This window comes from Amphritea sp. 1_MG-2023, from assembly GCF_030547545.1.
Taxonomy (GTDB): domain Bacteria; phylum Pseudomonadota; class Gammaproteobacteria; order Pseudomonadales; family Balneatricaceae; genus Amphritea.
Window position 1 is genome coordinate 1 of the sequence record NZ_JAUOQE010000052.1, and the last position, 19870, is coordinate 19870.

16 protein-coding genes are annotated in these 19870 nt (G+C 46.4%); 10 read left to right on the forward strand and 6 right to left on the reverse strand.

The window, feature by feature from the left end; genetic code table 11:
* The 6 genes from Q4488_RS18040 to Q4488_RS18070 all read left to right on the forward strand — a co-directional run.
* Positions 1-365: hypothetical protein (locus Q4488_RS18040; RefSeq protein ID WP_303581876.1), on the forward strand; the 365-nt coding region annotated here is incomplete at its 5' end.
* A gap of 139 nt (positions 366-504) precedes the next feature.
* Complete coding sequence (locus Q4488_RS18045) at positions 505-1743, forward strand: AAA family ATPase (protein WP_303581877.1); 1239 nt, start codon at positions 505-507, stop codon at positions 1741-1743.
* 94 nt (positions 1744-1837) lie between these two features.
* Complete coding sequence (locus Q4488_RS18050) at positions 1838-2611, forward strand: HNH endonuclease (RefSeq protein WP_303581878.1); 774 nt, start codon at positions 1838-1840, stop codon at positions 2609-2611.
* A 135-nt stretch (positions 2612-2746) separates the two neighbouring features.
* On the forward strand, positions 2747-3232 hold the full coding sequence (locus tag Q4488_RS18060) for an MltR family transcriptional regulator (RefSeq protein WP_303581879.1): 486 nt from the start codon (positions 2747-2749) through the stop codon (positions 3230-3232).
* Positions 3233-3334: 102 nt separating this feature from the next.
* Positions 3335-3694, forward strand: coding sequence for a hypothetical protein (locus Q4488_RS18065; RefSeq protein ID WP_303581880.1), 360 nt, complete (start codon positions 3335-3337; stop codon positions 3692-3694).
* 119 nt (positions 3695-3813) lie between these two features.
* Positions 3814-4272, forward strand: a complete 459-nt coding sequence (locus Q4488_RS18070; RefSeq protein ID WP_303581881.1) for a hypothetical protein — start codon at positions 3814-3816, stop codon at positions 4270-4272.
* Positions 4273-4502: 230 nt separating this feature from the next.
* Here Q4488_RS18070 and Q4488_RS18075 read toward each other — a convergent pair whose 3' ends face one another.
* A complete protein-coding gene (locus Q4488_RS18075; protein ID WP_303581882.1) occupies positions 4503-6119 on the reverse strand; it encodes a BCCT family transporter in 1617 nt (538 codons plus the stop codon).
* Between the two features lie 160 nt (positions 6120-6279).
* Positions 6280-7536 (reverse strand): Xaa-Pro peptidase family protein, encoded by a 1257-nt coding sequence (locus tag Q4488_RS18080; protein ID WP_303581883.1) that lies wholly within the window; start codon positions 7534-7536, stop codon positions 6280-6282.
* A 232-nt stretch (positions 7537-7768) separates the two neighbouring features.
* On the opposite strand from Q4488_RS18080, the gene Q4488_RS18085 reads away from it, so the two are divergent.
* A complete protein-coding gene (locus tag Q4488_RS18085; protein WP_303581884.1) occupies positions 7769-8701 on the forward strand; it encodes a LysR substrate-binding domain-containing protein in 933 nt (310 codons plus the stop codon).
* Positions 8702-8790: 89 nt separating this feature from the next.
* Here Q4488_RS18085 and Q4488_RS18090 read toward each other — a convergent pair whose 3' ends face one another.
* Genes Q4488_RS18090 through Q4488_RS18105 form a run of 4 tightly spaced genes read right to left on the reverse strand, consistent with a single transcriptional unit; the run spans position 8791 to position 15558 of the window.
* Positions 8791-9786 carry a zinc-binding dehydrogenase gene (locus tag Q4488_RS18090; RefSeq protein ID WP_303581885.1) on the reverse strand — a complete coding sequence of 332 codons (996 nt, stop codon included), beginning with the start codon at positions 9784-9786 and terminating at the stop codon, positions 8791-8793.
* Positions 9787-9827: 41 nt separating this feature from the next.
* Complete coding sequence (locus tag Q4488_RS18095) at positions 9828-11246, reverse strand: TolC family protein (protein WP_303581886.1); 1419 nt, start codon at positions 11244-11246, stop codon at positions 9828-9830.
* Positions 11233-14376: an efflux RND transporter permease subunit gene (locus Q4488_RS18100; RefSeq protein ID WP_303581887.1), complete on the reverse strand. Its 3144-nt coding sequence runs from the start codon at positions 14374-14376 to the stop codon at positions 11233-11235. The genes Q4488_RS18095 and Q4488_RS18100 overlap by 14 nt, the downstream gene beginning before the upstream one ends.
* A gap of 9 nt (positions 14377-14385) precedes the next feature.
* Complete coding sequence (locus tag Q4488_RS18105; protein WP_303581889.1) at positions 14386-15558, reverse strand: efflux RND transporter periplasmic adaptor subunit; 1173 nt, start codon at positions 15556-15558, stop codon at positions 14386-14388.
* A 140-nt stretch (positions 15559-15698) separates the two neighbouring features.
* On the opposite strand from Q4488_RS18105, the gene Q4488_RS18110 reads away from it, so the two are divergent.
* The 3 genes from Q4488_RS18110 to Q4488_RS18120 all read left to right on the forward strand — a co-directional run.
* Positions 15699-16646: a LysR family transcriptional regulator gene (locus Q4488_RS18110; protein ID WP_303581891.1), complete on the forward strand. Its 948-nt coding sequence runs from the start codon at positions 15699-15701 to the stop codon at positions 16644-16646.
* A gap of 638 nt (positions 16647-17284) precedes the next feature.
* A complete protein-coding gene (locus Q4488_RS18115; RefSeq protein WP_303581893.1) occupies positions 17285-18628 on the forward strand; it encodes a TolC family protein in 1344 nt (447 codons plus the stop codon).
* Positions 18629-18688: 60 nt separating this feature from the next.
* The coding region (locus Q4488_RS18120; RefSeq protein WP_303581895.1) for a hypothetical protein at positions 18689-19870 on the forward strand (1182 nt) is incomplete at its 3' end.

Genomic DNA, 19870 nt, shown 5'->3' on the forward strand with positions numbered 1-19870 from the left:
TAGAGGAGCTTGATACATTGGAGCAAAATGTCGTAGAAAAGCTAGAGTACGATATACAAGATCGTGTTTTTGAAGCCGTCATCAACTCATCGCCAGATGAATTGATGATACTAGCTCATCGAGTAATCGTAGAGGAAATATCTCCTGAAAAAATGGAGATTGAGTATCTTGAGAAAAATGGTATCACCATTGGAGTTGAAGGGACTATCTACATAACTCAGGAATATGGGAAAGGAGATGATTTCTGTGAAATTTCAAACAACTTCCCTTTTAATATCTCCGTAGATGCATGTATAGAGAATCCTGACAAAATTAGTGTTGACCCAAATGGCTTGCAGGTAGACACAAGGTCTTGGTATGAATAGCAAGCATGCGCTTAACAAGTCAAAGAACTCGGAATTGGTAAAGCTGTCATCTTTTTTGTTCCAAAAAAGCCGCCAACTTCACCAATCCGGTGTTTGAGGCGTTATATCACCACGCGGATAATTTAGATAAGGAATCCAATTGAAAAAAATCAATCCATTCAAACCACATAGCCCAGTGCCAACTGCTATGTTTGCAGGTCGCCTTGGCGAAGTTGACACTTTTGAAACAGCCTTATTCCAAACTAAAAGTAGTAACCCAAGCAATCTACTGATAACGGGAGAAAGAGGCATTGGAAAATCATCTTTGCTAACCCTGTTTAAACCATTGGCAAATGGGGAAATTAAGTCACCAGATTATGAAAAGTTCAACTTCATTACTTTAAATTCAATTATTTCTAATGGTACAAGTTTAGTCACCTTTATAAAGCTGATACAACGAAACCTAAAAAGAGAACTAGATAAAGAAGAAACATTTCGCAAGATAATGGGAAGCACTTGGGATTTTGTTCAGCGAATAAAAGTTATGGACTCAGGGATTGAAAAACCTGTCCAAACGAGTGACCCCGACTTAGTTATTGATGATTTTTCCTACTCTTTAGCTGAAACATGTAACAGAATTTGTGACTCAGACAAGGGGGATAAAGCTAAAGATGGGATCGTTATCTTTATAGATGAAGCTGATAATGCATGTGAAGATTTGCAAATAGGCTATCTCTTAAAAGCCACTACAGAGTTGTTACAGCAAAATGGTTGTAGCAAAGTAATGTTTGTTGTTGCTGGTCTAAATGAAGTCATTGAAAAGTTGTCTAAATCTCACGAATCTTCTTTGCGTATATTCACGCAAATAAAAGTGAAAGAGCTAAGGCCTGAAGATCGTCACTATGTTGTGGATAGGGGTATCGAAGAAGGTAATAGGTTGAATGAAGAACAGACAACAGTATCTGTCGATGCAAAAAATCATATCTCAACGTTATCTGAAGGGTACCCACACTTTATTCAGCAGTTTGCATATTCTGCTTTTGAAGCAAATACGGATGGAGAAATTTCTTCTGATGATGTTTTAAGTGGAGCATTCAATCCCGGGGGGGCAATTGATGCTATTGGATCTCGTTACTATGCCGCTCAGTATCACGAACAGATTAAATCTGATGAATATCGAGAAGTTCTATCAATAATGGCAGAAAGTCTTAACTCGTGGATTAAAAAGAGTGAAATTAGGGATAAGTTCACAGGGAAAGATCAAACCCTCACAGACGCATTACAAGCTTTAACTAATCGTAAGATTATACTTAGAAACCCTTCGAAAATCGGTGAGTACAGGTTGCAGCAACGAGGTTTTGCATTGTGGATTAAAATGTTTGGTGAGCGAAAGAAATGATATAACAATCGCATGTTGTCGGACTGGTTTTTCGCTGCGCTTCAAACCAACCGCAAATGCGGGCGTTAGCCGTAATCGGAATAATGGAGAGATAATGAAATATTACTATGCTTATCATGGTCCTAAGAACTCTGGTGATTTTGATTCAACCTCGGGATATGGACTAACAAGTGAAACTAAGCGAAACAAGGTCTCCGTAGGTTCAGAGTTCTTTGTTATTCAAAAGCCAATTGGGCATGATCATTTCCGCTTATGTGGTATTTTTAAAGTCATCTCGCATTATGATGACTTAGAAAACGAGTTTCCATATCGTTTTGAGTTGGAAAATATTTCTAAATTAATCGATTTTCCAATTCTTGACGAAGATATTTTGAGTGAAATCCTTCCGCAAAAAATCGGTGGAAATATAGGCTGGAGCAATTTTAAAAAACACTTTTGCTCACAGGGAATAACTTTTCGTGAACCGTTGCAATCAGAGGTTTCTGAAATACTATTATTAGAGCTTGGTTCGGGTAGGGAACTATATGAAGAGGTAGTATCGTCTTTTGTAAAAAACGTAGAAAAATCTCTGAAATCTAGTTCTGAAGAGCGTAAAAAACGCCTTAGTACGGCAAAATCAAAGCCGAAAAAGAGATATGTAACAACAGTTGTTTATGATAGAAATCCCGACGTAGTTGCTGAAGTTTTGTCTCGGGCTGGTAAGTACTGTGAGGAGTGTGGAAATATCGCACCGTTCCGAAGAAAAAAGGACGACACGCATTATTTAGAAGTGCATCACAAAGTACCCTTAGCTAAGGGGGGCGATGATACTGTTGATAATGCTATAGCTCTTTGCCCAAATTGTCACAGAGAAGCACATTACGGCTAACAAACTGTTTAAGAGTGATTCGCAACGCGTGGCATTTTTACTATGCGTTGTGTTTAGTGTTTAAGGTGGTATGCGGGAACTTCGGTATTGCGTTGCTCACACCTTAACAGGGCGTTAGTTGCTCACGGAGAGCCCATGGAATCAGAGTTTGATCGGCTTATAGAGTTTTCTCGTTCGTTCGATTACGAGCATGACAATGATCGTGAAATCGTTATTGTTGGCTGTGCTTACATCGAAAGCTTGATCAAGGAAATTATCGAGGCTACTTTCATCGATGACCCTAAAGAGGCCAAGGCCCTCTTGAGTGACTCTACGGGGTCTCTTTCTGGGTTGGTTCCAAGGGCAAGGCTGCTCTATCTGCTTGGGGTGATTCCTGAACCGGTTTACAAGGACATTAAAACAGTTGGCAAAACCAGAAATGAGTTTGCTCATAAAGTATCTGCGTCATTCTTCGACAATAGAGTTCAACAGCTCTGCGGAAATCTTGAATGGCATGTGCAGAGCCTTTTTATGAAGCCGCCGCAGGAAGCTACGGCTAGAGATATTTATCAGGTTGGAGTCAATCAACTGGTTTCGCATCTTGGGGCGTTGCCCGGGTTTCAGAGGTTCAACCGTGAGTGAAGCAACTAACCATGGCAGTCACGGCGACGGTTTTTACATTGCGGCTTCGCCTCCATTCCAAAACCGCGCGTGCTGAGCGGCGTTATATGTAGGTGAATAATCATGGATGATCATGCTCTAGAACAGAAATCAGGACTAAATGTCCGTGTTATGAAGAATTCAGCAAAGTGGATGTCAATCTTTACAGTTATTTTAATAGGTGGTATCTACTTATTTTGGCTGTTTTGGAGCCTTAATTATGACCAAAAATTTATCGATGAATTTTATCTCCATTTATCTGCTGTAGTAGGAATTCCAGGTGCAATGATTTCTGCTTTTGTAATAGTTAGTGTATTAGAGCAAGTTTCTGGTCCTATTGAATTTGAAGGGTTAGGTTTTCGGTTTAAAGGCGCTTCAGGACCCGTTGTATTATGGGTTATGGTATTTTTATCTATTATTATATCAATCAAAGCTCTCTGGTGATAACACATATAACAAGGCAATTAATCGGAACTAAAACAGTGGGTTACGTTTCGCTTCGCTACACATTATAACCCGCTTTTTTAGTCCGCTTATTGCGGCGTTAAATTTCTAGAGGCACTATGGAAGAAATCGCATTCACTATTCAATCAGATGGAAAGCCAGTAGGTATTGCGGAATTCGGAAAATATTTCTATTGGTTAAGAGCCTGCTATGTGTTGGCTTTAGATGAATATCATTTTTCGATTGAGGACGATGAAAGTGATGAGATCGCCGTTCGAGAAATGACTAAGGAAGAGTTGGCTGAGTCTATTATTGAGCGAGCTAAGTATATGAGCTATGACGAATTGAAATCTGTTGCTAACAGAACGCTCAGTCCAGAAGAAGATTTAATGCTTGTTGATATCTATCGCCGGAATCCATTTGAAACTGTGCTGTGTGGAATTGGGATTGCACTTACTGCAGCATTAATCGTTTCAGGTGGTAAATTTGAATTTAAGGTTACTGGTATTAAAATTGAAATTCCGCCTATAGCTGAAGGGATTTTTAAACTTAGAAAAGCCTTAGGTAGAAAACAGTAATTTAACAAGGCGTTGTTTCGGACAACCTTCGGTTGCCGTAAAACTTAGCGTTAATGTCCGCTTTGGGTCGATAGACGACCCAGATCAACCCTCAGACTGCCTGATGGTCAGCTACGTGTCGAAAGACGACGTTTATTCTCTCGAACTTAAATCGTAGTACTGTTAGTCCCAGTTTTGATAGGTAAGAGGGATTGGGGTGCTATGAAACAGCACCCTGTTGATTGGTGAGGTTAAGTTAGGGGGGCTGGCATCGGCTGTGGTGTTGTGTCAGGTTTGAGTAACGATTTAGCCATAGAGAGACACATCAACACCATCACCATCGAGAATGGCAAGGCGCCGATAATCATTGCTTTCTGAATGGCTGCCATACCGCCTGCTAACAGTAATGACCCTACCACGAGCGTGAGGATGCTGCCCCAGATGATACGGTGCATCGGTTGAGGGTTGTTATTGCCGCCGGCCATAATGGTATTCAATACTAGGACGCCGGAATCTGCCGATGTAACCAAATAGGTTATAATTAGAATAATGCTGGCACCTTTAATAACGCTGCCAAAAAAGCCTGAGTTAATCAGATCGATCGTGACAAACAAAACCGACGCGATGTTTTCATTGACCGCTGAAGTAATAGCGCCCTTTGCTGCACCGCTTAGCTCAAGATCGAGTCCTGTTCCGCCAAGGAATGCCATCCAAACAAAGCAGGCCAGTGTAGGGACCAATACACAGCCAAGAACGAACTCCCGGATAGTACGACCACGCGATATGCGTGCGAGAAAGAGCCCAACAAACGGTGCAAATGCGATCCACCAAGCCCAGTAAAGAATGGTCCAGCCGGTCTGCCAACCCCCAATTTCTGTATCGCTGTTCCAAACAGAAAACGTTAGTGGAATGAGGTTTAGGCCATAATCAACAAGGCTGCTACCAAACAGTTCTAAGCCATAAAGCGTCGAACCAAACAGAATAAAGAAGCCTAATAATGCAATCGAGAGAATGATGTTAATCTGGCTGAGCCATTTCACGCCACGGGCAACGCCGGTTAAGGCCGATATAATCGACAGCCCCATCACTACCAGTAGGGTAACGATTAGTGCTGTGGCCGTGGGTGTGCCATTGCTATCAATCAAGCTGCCGGTCGCCGTGATAAACTCCATGCCTGCGACTAACTGAGTGACGCCGGCGCCCATTGTTGTTGCGACCCCGAGGGTGGTTGCCACTACGGCGATAATATCCACTAGGTGTCCCATAGGCCCATTTAGTTTATTGCCAAAGAGTGGCTGCAAGGTCGAGCGAATGGTCAGTGGTAGCCCTTTACGGTAAGAAAAATATGCCATGGCTAGGCCCGCTGTGGCATAGACAGCCCACGCGTGTAATCCCCAATGCAGAAGGGTATAGCGCATGGCGCTGGGCACTGCGGCGGTATTGGCGCCTTCGGCTCCGCTCTGCATCAGCGCGGGGTTATTTTGAAAATGGTAGAGCGGCTCGCCGATGGAGTAGAACATTAATCCTATGCCCATACCGGCACTGAACATCATGGAAAACCATGAAAAGAATGAAAACTCTGGCTTCTCATTGTCTGTGCCTAGCTTGATCCGACCAAAGCGGCCAAAGCAAACAAGAATGCAGAAACCGAGAAACAGCGCTACTACGTAGATGTAGTAGGAGTTAAAGGTCGATAATAAGTTACTATTTATTTCACCCAGAATTGCCACAGCTTTGTCAGGAAAGCTAACCGTATAGAGAACCAGAAGCGCGATAATGATTTTGCTGATAATGGTTACCACGGGGTTGAGTCCTGAGTAGAAGCCTGAGCTTGAAAGCCCGATCGTTAATCTTTTACTATTGTGCATTGTTTACCTCATCTTTATTTTTAGATTTCCACTTTTATCGGGTCGTTGAGTGTTGGCCTGTGTAACGGCAATAAAGTAAGTTCCACACCTCCTGTTTCAGTGTTAACGATGTTTTTAAATGAAGAGAAAAAGCTGCCCTGATAAACAGGGCAGCTTCGGTTTAGTTCAGAAGTGTTTCTTCAAAAGGAAATTGGGAGAGGATCTCAATACCGGTTTCCGTCACCAGTATTTGTTCTTCCAGCTTGACCCCTTCGGCCCCGCCTTGTTCACCGATATAGCTTTCAACGCAGAGCGTCATGCCGGGAAGAATGACACCGTCATAGCCGGCCTCCGCATAGTCGGCATGATGATAGAGATAGGGATATTCTCCTGTCATGCCGACTCCGTGGGATGAGAGGTAATAACGGTTGGCGTAATATTTTTCGGGTATATTCCAAGCTTTGTCTGAATATTCCTTAAAGGTCATGCCGGGTCGAATAATATCGAGGTTGTTCTGTACTTGTTCATAAGCGACTTTATATAGCGTGCGCTGCTGCTCTGACGGTTTGTTTGGGCCTGAGTGAAACGTACGTGAGAAATCGGCGTAATAGCCATGACAGCCTACAACGTCGGTATCAAGGGCGATCAGTTCGTTTTCACCAATCCGTTTAGTGGCGGTTTCTTGGAACCAAGGGTTGGTGCGGCTGCCTGAGCTTAATAAGCGAGTTTCGCAATAATCACCATTACCCGCGATGACTGCTTGATGCAATACCGCCCAGAGTTCATTCTCTGTTATGCCTGGCTGGATAGCATCTCGCAGTCTTCCAACGGCACGCTCGGTCATTCGCAGGGAAGCAATGATGCATTTTAGCTCTGCGTCAGATTTGATGCTGCGGGCAAGCTCAAGAGGCTGTTGAGCGTCCACTATATCCAGTCCTTGTTTAGATAAAGCGATTGCTGTGCCTGCATTCATCCGTTCTATCCCTACCCGTGCATCGGGGCCGACCAATTCTGTAATGAGTGCGCTCATTTCCTGAGCCCACCGGTGTTCTCGTAGCTTAATGTCTAACCCTGCGGCAACAAAGCTAGCGGTAGTTGATGGCCTGACTTCATCGATAGTTTCGAAACCTTGGCCAAGGTGCTCACAGCCGGTAAATTCAAATAGAATCGTTTTCTGTGGGGTAACAAGTAAGTAGCGCGAAGGGGTGTTGCGTGCACAAAATATCTGCATATTACGTGCGCCACAAGTGTAGCGAATATTGACCGGATCAGAAATGATCAATGCATGAATATTGTTTTTATCCATCTCTGCGCGCACTCGCCCTAGGCGGTATTGTCGAACGGCTTTTAGATCGATGCCTAGACTTTCCGGCGCTTGGTCTAGAAGTGTTAAGCCTGATAAATCGGCTCTATCGGCATGCCAATCCAGAGTGGTCATATTTTTACCTTATATTACTGGTTTATTGAAGCAGCTAGGGTTTTTGCTTATTACTCATGCTTATGTATAAGTAATAATGAGGGGACTTTTTGATCGGAAAAGCCTTAAATCCCTGCTAAACTCGCTTAATTCCAGTATAAGTTGCGCTTTTTTAACCGTACAGCCGTTAAAATTTCATGGATATTGATAACTTTGGGTTATGTAGGAAGTATGAAGGGGTTATGAAGGGGTTATGAAGAGTTTAAGACACAGGTTACCTGCACTTAAAAGTTTGATGGTATTTGAAGCCGCAGGGCGAACGCTTAACTTCACCCGAGCTGCAGAGGAATTGCATGTATCCCAAGCCGCTATTAGTAAGCAGGTTAAGTATTTAGAAGAGTATCTTGGCTTTCCCCTGTTTGAACGCCATGGCCGTCGTGTCATTTTGTCTTCGCGGGGGGAGCAGTTGCATGAAAAAGTTAGTGCTTCATTTTATTACTTAGCCGATGCAGTAGATGAACAGCGGGCCTTGGTAACCACAACCTCTATTACCGTTTCTGCCAATACCGCGGTATCCCATTATTGGTTAAGCCATGCCATTAATGGTTTTCATCGAGCCTATGATAATCGTGCATTAAATATTCGGGTGATCACATCTGATAACACTCAGGATCTGTTTAGTGACGAGGTTAATATCGCTATCGCCTATGAGCCAGGAGCACGTGCCGGTTGGAAAATGAAGACCTTGTTTGCAGAAGAATTGTTTCCGGTGGCTAGCCCGGAATACTTAAAAGCATTTCCTGTTGTCGGCGATAACCCTGCTGAGTTTCTTAATCGCCGGCTATTGGATTTTGATCGTATCGAGCCAAACTGGATTAATTGGAAGGTTTGGTTTGAGGCGCTGTCGGTTGATACCCAAGGGCTAAGCATTAGCAGCCGCTTCAATAACTATATTATGTTGATTGATGCGGCTAAACGAGGTCAGGGGGTCACATTGGGTACCCGTCATCTGATCGATAGTAAGCTGAAAGATGGGCAGTTGTGTCGGGTTTCCGACTTCAGTGTTTTATCGGGTCGTCGCTATTGGTTGGTATTAAACGAAGCCAAACCAATAACTGAAGATTGTCAGCTGTTATTCGACTGGCTTGAACATTATGAAGCATCAAATCGACATCGCTATCTCTGATAGGGCTGACTCATAGAGGGATGTCTTCATGTCCTGTAATATGCCATATTTCAGAGCCTATGCTATGCGAGAGTCCATGTGAATTCTCATCATGCTTGAATTTTTACTACCGGCCGTTGTGTACAGGTAGAGTCAGCCATTTGGATTAACACATCGCGTATGGCGTCTGCTGTAAAAGGAATGTGTTTAACAGCGGGTGGGGTAATGCTGCCATTGGCGACATCCTGTAATAGTTGCGAACCCATAAAGCTCAAGTGTTGTTGTGCACATAGGCTATTGGCTAGCCATGCGCCGCCGAGTGAGACCACCCCGATAGTGGGTGCTTTTTCAAACAGTAGCGCTTCGCCGATATCGTGAAAGCCGTTCAGGCAGGCAAGGTGGCCGCAAAAGCGTAAGCGAGTGAGATCATCGATAACGGTTGTTCCACCCTGTGTATTTAAAATGCAATCAAACCCGCCAGGCCCTAGTTCACGCTTAATCTGAGCGCAGATATTATTGTCCGTGCAATCGAAGGCAAAATCAGCCCCTAATTTAGTCAGACGCTTATGATGCGATTTTTCGGCGAAGGCAAACACCTGAGCGCCTTGGCGTTTAGCGTATTGCACGGCAAAGTGAGCGACGGCGCCGGCGGCGTTGTTTATGGCGAAAGATTGACCTTCTTGTAGTTGCAGTTTTTTCAGAGCTAATAGTGCGGTCATACCGGCATTCGGTAAGGAGGCAGCGATGTCGCTGGCGATACTGTCGGGCACTTCAGACACGGCAAAGTTGGGCATAACTGCATACTCTTTGAGCATCCCCTGTTCAACTAGATTAGCGTTGAACAGGACGCGCGTGCCCTTGGTTGGAAAGACGCCTTTGGGAGCGTCGATCACGGTACCCACGGCATCCGAGCCTAATATATGCGGGTATTCCCAAGGGCTAAAGCCATCTTGGGCAAGACGCGCATCCAGATGATTAATCGCTACATATTCGATGGCGATTAATAGCTCATGTTCACCGAGCGTCGGTATCGGCTGCTGGGTCATTTGTAGATCAAAGTCTACGCCGGATTGGCGAAGTTCTAGGGCGTTCATAGCTGTTGACATTTTGATTCTCTACCTACGTTTCAAGCCTCTATCGACGAGCTTTAATGGCTCGACAATAAGGCAGATGACCACTGTCCATTCAATTCACTGTAGACACTGACGCCAGCGTTAAGCCATTGATCACGAATGGTCATTTGGTCTTGCTCTGCGATAAGGACATCTTGCCTTGCGTCCAGTAGATCGAGATAGGCCAGTTGTCCCTCTTGGTATTCCGTGTTGGCTTGCTGATAAGCCTGCTGCGCAGCATTAACGCGGCGCTCGGCGTAGCTTAACTGTTGTTGAGTCTGAACAAGGGAGCGTAAGGATAGCTCTGTTGTTGACAGGACTTGTGTCAATGTTTGCTTATACGCATGGTAACTGGCTTCACTGAGTGCCGTTTGGGCGTCGAGTTGAGCCAAGAGTTGCGGATAGCTAAACAGTGACCAGCTTAGCGTTGGTGCAGCTTGCCAGTTTGACTGAGTGTTATCGAAATTTAATCCCGGTGCGCTCAATACCCCAGCAAAAGCCGATAAGCTGATATCTGGGTAGAGTGAACGCTCTGCACCTTTAGCGAGTTGGCTTTGCTGAGTGAGTCTGGCTAAAGCCGACTGTACATCGCCGCGACGCATCAAGGCGTCTGCGGGTGATTGTACGCGAACATTGATCGCTTGTTGATCGTATTGATCTGCATTGATGGGGATCAAGGCTAACTCGCTGGCTTGTTGATTCAGTAATACGGCAAGGGTTTGTTCTACCTGGGCGCGCGCGATCGCAATCTGTGGTAACTGTTGTTTGAGTTCAAAGTATTGCGACTGCGTACGGTTGAGCTCCAGTTCAGTAGCAATGCCTTCTTCTAATTGCACCTGTAAAATCGCCATCGAATCTTCTAGCGCTTTAAGCTGCCGCTGCGTTAAATCAAGCCGCAAGCTTTGATTTTGCCACTGCAGATAACTGCGCACGGTGCTACTGACCAGTTCTCCGACGAGGGTTTGATATTGCCCCTGACTATCGTTTGCGGCGGCTTCGGCAGCTGCACTTAGCGCTTTAAGGCGACCCGAGAAATCAAATTGCCAGCTTAAATTGGCGTTGCTGGTGGTATATGAATTGGTTTCAGCGTTTGGATTTGAGGTGCTGATGGTATTACCGCGCACACCGCTAATATCTAGGCTGCCTTGTAGCCATCGATCGCGTTGTTGCTCCGTTAACTGTGACAGTGATGCCCGCAGGCGTGCTGCAGAGGCTTTCAAATTCTGGTTGCGAATTAAGGTTTGCTGTACCAGATCATTAAGCTGTTCATCGCCAAGCTGTTGCCACCACCCGAGCTCACTCTGTTGCTGAATCGATTGGACGGCTGCATATTGCTGAATTTGGCTCATGAACTGTTGTGTTGCTAACGCTTTTTCTTGCTCTAGCGGAGCGCTTGCGCACCCTGCTAGAACCGCCAGCGTTAATGATGATAACGCTAGTTTAACTGTTTTCATGTTGTTGCTCCTTTGGCGTCACCATGCGATAGAACACCGGGGTAAATAGTAAGCCAAACACGGTTACACCGATCATGCCAAAGAATACCGCGTTACCCATGGCTTGACGCATTTCGGCACCCGCGCCAGTGGCCATGACGAGGGGAATAACGCCGGCCGTAAAGGCGATAGAGGTCATCAAAATGGGGCGCAGACGTAAGCGACAGGCCTCGATGATCGCCTCCATATGGGTCGCTCCTTTGAGATGTTTATCGCGGGCAAATTCGACCATCAAAATAGCGTTCTTCGAGGCGAGCGCGACTAAGACAATCAGGGCGACTTGAGTGAATATATTGTTATCTCCTCCGAGCATATACACCCCGGCTAAGGCGGAGAAAATAGTCATCGGTACGATCAGGATAATTGCCACGGGTAAGCGTAGGCTCTCATACTGGGCCGCTAACACCATGAACACGAGCAATACAACCAGCGGGAATACATACACCATGGTATTACCGGCGAGAATTTGCTGATAAGTCACTTCGGTCCATTCATAGGTGATACCTTCCGGCAGCGTGTCGGCTAACACTTGTTCGATAGCGCTTTTCGCTTGATCTGAACTGTAGCCCGGCGCTGGGCTACCGTTGAGTTCGGCGGTGACATAACCGTTATAGTGCTGAACACGATCAGGGCCGGTGGTTGATTCAACGGTGACGACAGAGCCTAAGGGGACCATTTCACCAGCCGCATTACGCAACTTAAGGTTTAGTATTTGTTCACGCTTACTACGGTATTGAGCATCGGCTTGAGCATTCACCTGATAGGTGCGTCCAAACAGATTGATATCGTTAATATAGGCCGAGCCGAGATAGACCTGTAACGTGGTGAACACATCTTCTAACGCAATGCCTTGAATCAACGCTTGTTCACGGTCAATGTTGATATCCATTTGTGGCACTTGGATACGGTAGCTAGAGAATAAGCCGCTGAGTGCTGGATTTTTCTGCGCCGCGCCAATCGTCCCTTGCAAGGCATTAAAGAGTGATTCAAAGCCTTTGTTGCCTCGATCTTCAAGCTGCAGTTTAAATCCACCGGTGGTGCCCAGACCTAAAATAGGCGGGGGTGGAAAGACCGCGACAAAGGCTTCATCAATGACGCTAAAACGCTGATTCATCTGCATCGCAATAGCGTTGGCCGACATAGACGGATCGCTGCGTTGAGAGAAATCATCGAGGGGGGTAAACATCACCGCACTGTTGGTGCTATTAGCGAAGCCGTTAACAGATAAGCCTGGGAACGCCACGGTATGGGCGACACCGGGTACTTCAAGGGCGATGGCTTGCATCTGCTCAACCACGGCTTGAGTTCTGTCGAGGCTAGCAGCATCGGGCAGTTGTACTACGGCAACAAGGTATTGCTTATCTTGCTGTGGAATGAAGCCGCCAGGCACTGCATTGAATAGGCCAACGGTTGATCCCACTAAGCCTAGATAAACCACGCCAACGACAATGCTCAAACGGATCAGCTTTTTCACCAGGGCTTCATAACTTTTCGCGCTGCTATCGAACAGGCGGTTAAACGGCTTAAATAACCAGCTACCGAACAGGGTATTCAGGATGCGGGTGAGACGATCGTCCGGTGCATCGTGTGGCTTCAGCAGAATAGCCGATAACGCCGGAGATAGCGTCAGCGAGTTAAAGGCTGAAATCAGCGTTGAAATGGTAATGGTTAAGGCAAATTGTTTGTAGAACTGACCTGAAAGACCGGTGATGAATGCCGTTGGAATAAAGACAGCACACAACACAAAGGCGATCGCAATAATCGGGCCGGTGACTTCGCTCATGGCTATTTTGGTGGCTTCGAAGGGGCTATGGCCTTCGCTGATATTACGTTCGACATTCTCGACCACCACGATGGCATCATCCACCACGATACCAATGGCCAAGATTAATCCGAACAGTGATAGGGTGTTAATCGATACGCCAAGCAGTTGCATCACGGTAAAGGTGCCAATCAATGATACGGGAACGGCGATCAACGGAATGATCGAGGCGCGCCATGTTTGCAAGAACAGCACGACGACGACGACGACTAATAAAATGGCTTCGGTGAGGGTTTTGATGACAGCGTCGATTGAGCCTCGTACGAAGACAGTGGGATCATAAGCGATCTCATATTCCATGCCTTCAGGGAATTTTTCCGCTAGGCGTTGCATGGTGTCACGCACGCTATTGGAAAGTTCAATGGCGTTAGAGCCGGGGCGTTGAAAAACGGGTATGGCGAGTGCTGCCTTGTTATCGAGCATCGCCCGCAGCGCATAACTTTCTTGGCCAAGCTCAATACGAGCAACATCGTTGAGGCGGGTAATTTGTCGATCGTCACCGACTCGTAACACGATGTTTTCAAACTCTTCGATGCTGGATAGGCGGCCCTTAACATTCAAGAGTATCTGAAATTGGTTGTCTAATGACGATGGTTGAGCACCCAGTGAACCAGCTGCAACTTGTTGGTTTTGCTCGCTTAAGGCGGCAACAACATCGCTGGCGGTGAGATTGCGTTCCGCGAGGGCATCCGGGTTAAGCCAAACACGCATGGAATATTTCGAGCCACCAAATAGACGGATATCACCCACACCCGGTAGGCGCTTGAGCTCATCTTGGACATATAAATCGGCGTAGTTAGCCATGTAAGAGGTATCTTGGCTGTCATCGGGTGAGAACAAGTGCACCACGAGTGCTAAGTTAGGTGATGACTTTTCTGCCGTGACGCCGAGACGCTGCACCTCTTCGGGTAAGCGCGGTAGGGCATTGCTGACGCGGTTTTGCACCTGAACTTGGGCTTGATCTAAATCGGTGCCCAAGGCAAAGGTAACGGTGAGCGTTAGCCGACCATCGCTGGTGGCTTGTGATGAGTGATACAGCATGTTTTCCAAACCGTTCATCTCTTGCTCGAGCGGGCTGGCAACGGTTTCGGCGATGACTTTTGGGTTAGCGCCTGGGTAAGTGGCGCTGACGACGACGGTCGGTGGCACGACTTCCGGATATTCACTGACCGGTAGCTGGAACAGAGAGATGGCGCCAGTGATCACAAATGCCAGCGATAACATCGCGGCAAAGATAGGGCGGCTAATGAAAAAATGAGAAAAGTTCATAGGGATCTCTTACGGTGCAACGCTCAATAGGGTATCGCTTTGTTGACCTTGATTGAGCACAAACTGAGTGCTATCAAAGTCAAAACTTACCAGATTCGGTGTAATGGGCATGCCTGGACCAACGCGGGCTGGGCCATTCGCGGCAATACGATCGTTTTGTTCTAGCCCAGACGTGATAGCGCGGTAGGCACCATAGCGTTCGCCTAATGTGACCAGACGATATTGCAAAGTATTGTTCTCATCGACCGTCAAGACAAAGCGGTTTTTCAGGTCGGTGCCGATAGCACGCTCGGGCACAATCACCATCGCCTGCGCATCATTGGCGGCTAGAGAGATACGGGCAAAGGCACCGGGTTTTAGCTGATACCGCTGTGCATCAAACACACCACGAACCCGCAAAGTACCTGTTGTCGGATTGATTTCGTTATCAATGAAATCAATATAGCCTGAAACCGGTTGGTTATTGTTAAGGCGCTCTAGGGTGATAGGGGTGCTGTTTTTGGCTTCGATATCCGCGAAGTTCGCATTCCAGGTACGCTCATCGATATCGAAGTAGGCATACACTTTGTCATTGGAGACCAGTGTTGTCAGCGTTGTTTGTCCGGCGGTGACAAAGTTACCCTGAGTGGCAATGGCGCGAGAGATGATACCGGAAATCGGTGATTCTACCTGGCTAAACTCTAAGTTAAGTTTGGCGGCGGCTAACTGCGCGGCAATGGCATTACGTCCAGCGATGGCTTGCTGTAAAGCGGCATTGCGCTGATCGGCTTGCTCTGCAGACATCGCGTTTTTGGCGATCAGGCGTTGAGCACGCTGCGCTTCGCCTTTGGCTTGTGTGAGGGCGGCTTCAGCACTGTTCAGCTGGGCTGCAAGGTTATCAACTTGGGCCTTAAAGGGGCGCGAGTCGATACTAAATAGCACTTGGCCTTTTTCAACACGTTCACCCTCTTTAAACATGACGTTATCAATCTGACCCGAGATGCGAGGCTTCAGCACCACGCGATGAGGCGCTTCGAGTCGAGTGGTAAAGGTGTGCCAAGTCTGCACTTGCTGCAGGTTAACCTTGGTGACATCAATCGTCAGCGGTGGCGGTTGTTGACCCTGTTGTGCGCTAGGTTGCTCACAGCCACTCAATAGTAGGGTCAAGGCAACAGCACCGAGAGTGTAGCTAATCTTTTTCATGACTTATTCCGATAAAAATGAATTAGGTAGATCGTACTCACTGTCATTGAAGAGAAAAATAGTATTTTTTTAATAATATTAATGCCAAAATTGCACCAATAGTGCGATAGCAGGTGTGGACTAACGATCATGGGTCTCTTATGGATACAACGAGTCGATTAATCATGTTGCTGGAAGTGGTTGAGCAGGGCTCGTTTGCTAAGGCCGCAGAGTTAAGAAATGCTGACCGTTCGGTGGTTTCAAAGCAGATCAGTAAGCTAGAAGATGATTTAGGTGTGCGCTTGTTAAATCGCACAACGCGCTCGTTTTCGTTGACGGCGGCCGGGGCTGAAATGGTTAAAAAAGCGGCTGAATTACGGTTGCTGTTGCATGACACCGTGCAGATGGCGGAAAACTATCATCAGGAGCCGCGCGGCTTACTGCGTATTACGGCCGCCGGTTATATCGGTAAGCATTACTTACTGCCGGTCATCAACGATTTTCAAAAGCGTTTTCCTCAGGTGAGTGTTGAATTGCGGCTCGATGATCGCTTAGTGGATATGATTGCCGAAGGGTTTGATTTGGCATTTCGTGTCGGTGAGCCGCGCGATTCTTCCCTTGTGGCGCGTAAAATTGGCCGTAATCGAATGTTGATACTGGCGACGCCGCAATTTGTCGAGACCTTTGGTGAACCCAAAAGCATGGCTGATTTGGCTGACCTGCCAGCGGCAGCTTATAGCAGCGCGTATTTTCGTTATGAGTCTATCCGTTATATTGATGAGAATGGCGAGCCACAAGATCAGGTTATTACGCCTGTTTTTCGCGCGAACGATGCTGAAATTTTGATGGAAAAAGTGCTTTCGCATACGGCCTTCTTCACCGCACCGACTTTTCTGTTTGCCGATGATGTCGATATTGGTCAGTTGGTGCCATTACTCCCTCATGTACAGTTGCCTGAATATAAATCGGTGTATGCGATGTATCCGCATCGAGATTTACCGGTGCGGACGCGACTGTTTTTAGAAGCCGTGCGGCATTATATCGGCGAGCCTATACCCCGTTGGGAGCGTAATATCCCCCATTTAGAAAGCCTGTATCAAGCTAAATAGCGATGCTTAGCGTCCCGCTTTCAATTCGATGATCGTTGTTCAACGTTGAATGTTAGTCCTTGTTGATTGCTTTCCCGAAGAGGCTTATTTGAGGCGGCTTATTTGAGAAGAACAGATACGTCACGTTGATATGAGTCGAGACGATTGTTCTCTCTATATTTGGCCTATGTTTAGTTTTGTCATAGATCAGCTCCATCGGCCGATGTATCTATTTTAGCTTTTGTCAGGGGGCGTTGTGCTCAGCACTTAGCCGACCGGCTCTGAACGGGCGCTAAGGTTTTTCATTTAGCTGTACTGCTTTGATGAGCAAAAATAATGCATCAATAAGTTCTCTTAAATCACTTGGCCATCATCATCAGCAGTGCCGGCTACTTTGCTTAAGCATGACTTTATATAGCGATAGTGCTGATTGTGTATTAGCTATACTGATAGGTAATCATCGAGATTGGTGTGGTATTGAAACCTGCTTTTCTTCATAAGATTGATCTGAGTGTTGTTTTTATGTGTAGTCTCTGTGGATATGCTTATTACTTTAGTGCATAGTTATTGATTTCAAATGATAATTTCGTTTGTGTTTCGGGACGAAAGTTATTTATGCCTTAACTATAAATAAAGATTAAGCTGTCTGGAGTTTATTCATGAGAATGGTGTCTTTCGCGGTGCAGGCTAAAACGCTGGTTGCAGGTTTAGCTCTGATATATGGATCTTGTGTGCAGGCTGAAAGGCCAGATGATAGCTTTAAGTCTCGAGTTAATGTCGTTTTAAGTGAACACCATTTAGCCAAAATGGTGGATGCCGATCTCGAGGCTGCAGAAGCTCAGGTGAGTGTTGAGCGTTCCGCTTACTTCCCGAAAATAGATGTGAATGCGTCAACGGGGTATCAAGATATTGATCGGGATGTAGGCGCGAGCGATGTCTACGATCCTAAAGAAGTTAGCGTAAGCGTCAATCAGTTAATTTATGATTTTGGTGCCACCTCTGCCAAAGTTGATGTGGCCCGGCAAGTGACAGACAAAGAGTCGCTTGAGAATGCGTTGCAGCGCAAGAATCTGATTTTTGCGGCGGTTGAAGCGCATCTTGAATTAGTTAAAGCCCACCGCCTCAAAGAATTTGCGGAAAAGTCTGAAGAGAATGTAAGAGTTCTCACGCAACAAGAAAATGCGCGTGTCGATGCCGGTAAAGGTTATGCCACCGATGTTTTGCAGGCTAAAGCTCAACTGGCTTCCGCTGAGGCTCGTAGGGTTGTCGCAAATAGCGATTTGAATATTGCTGAGAACAGATACAAGGCGGTATATGGTTATTTACAGCCTGCGGGAGTGAAACTAGAGACGCTGAATATCCCGTCAGATCTATTACCGACTTCGTTGGCAGAAGTTGAACAGTTGGTGACAGAGGCAAGTCCTGATGTCCTGGCTGCACTGGCAAGGCATCAAGTTGCTCGAGCTAGTTTGCAGGCCACTAGTAAATCTGAATATATGCCACGAGTTGATCTTGCCCTGAGTCATGCTCGCTATGAAGACCGTGATGGCACTGAAGGATCTCGAGAGGACTCGTTGGCCACCTTAAACTTTCGCTGGAGTTTTGATTCCGGTTTGAAAGCGAGTCATCTGGTGACCGCAGCGAATGCACAGGCGCTAAGTGAATCAGAAAAAGCCAACTATGTGCTAGTACAGTCTTTGGAAGAGGCTCGTAATGCTTGGAATAGTTGGGGGATGTCACAAGATCGAACCCGTTATTTGCTTAATCAGGTTGAAATTTCAAAGTTGTTCCTGAAACTGGCTCTTAAAGAGCGTGGTTATGGCCGCCGTTCTTTATTGGATATTCTCAATGCCGCAACGGCATTGATTAATGCTGAGAGCGCTGCGGCTGAGGCTGAATTGGATGAGACGCTGTCAGCTTTCAGGTTATTACGCGCTTCGGGTCGTCTTGATCTCGAATTGTTTGATAACCCGAGTGTTGTCATTACTAAAAATGCCTCGTAGACCCGTTACCACGTCGATCTAAGAAAAAAGATACTACTGCTACCTTAGGAATGATCTGTCATGAATGCCATTAATCTAGATGCTGTTGTTGATATTGTGCAGAATGTTAAACAACAAAATGTTGCCGATGAACAGCAAGCGTCGTTGTTTCAACAAGTTGCTCAGCAAGTTGCCGATATGTTGCGAGATAGTGGTGTCAATGAGGTCGATATCCTCGCGACGCTGAAGTTACTAGAGCAGGTGATTGAGAATCCGGAGGATGTCGGATTATTCGAAGAGTTTCAGTTGTATTTAAGCGAAAATTTTCTCGATAGTGATGTGTCCGAGTCAACGGGCTCGACACTCATTGAGGATGCCAAAAGTGATGACAATGCGGATGATACAGCGCCAGAGAGTCGTTTTGGTCCTATCCCTGCTGCTGATCCTGCTAACGCTCCTGAGGAGACTCCAGATGATGTGTTCTTTGAGCCGCCTGTTGATTTGGGCTCGCCTGAATTAACGGGCCTGACGGAAGAACAATTAACAGCTAAACCAGCCCCTAAACCACCGACGGAAGTCTCTTTTCTGACCGAGAATGCCAATGATCTACCGTTAGGGAATACGGGGCAGCGGGAAACAGAGAGTACTAACTTAACCGCAGAAAGCTTTGTTTATAATACTCCGAGCGTAGATGAGGGCGATGCTCCGGTAACCAATTTATCGAGCGAATACTCGATTTCGGCACCTGTTGCGACATATGAGGAAGGCACGGCCGGCGTTGTTACTTTAGTCTTTGAAGTTGATAGAACGAATCCCGTCACAAATACTCAGCTGACATGGCGGTTGGCCGAAGCGCTTGATGCGGTGTCCGATACTGGCACGGTTGAGTTCGCTATTGGACAGACGAAAGCGGTAGTTGAGGTTGTTGTTAATGCCGATAAGTTAATTGAATTAGACGCCGACTATGTTGTTACGCTGGAAAGCTCCGATTCGACTGTTCGCCTGAGTCAGCCACAGGCATCGATAAGACTTATTGATGACGATGGCACAGCTTCCTTAGCTGTGAATTTAATCACTATTGAAGAAGGTAGCAGTGGCAGCAGTCAGTTGCTGACTTATACCGTCACCCGCACTAACAGTGTGAGTTCAACGAATGTCGACTGGGCGCTGACCGGCCTCGACGCAGCGGATTTAGTCGCGGGCCAAGCACAAAGTGGTAGTCTCGCGTTTGCGGCAGGCGTTGCGACGCAAACCTTCACCGTT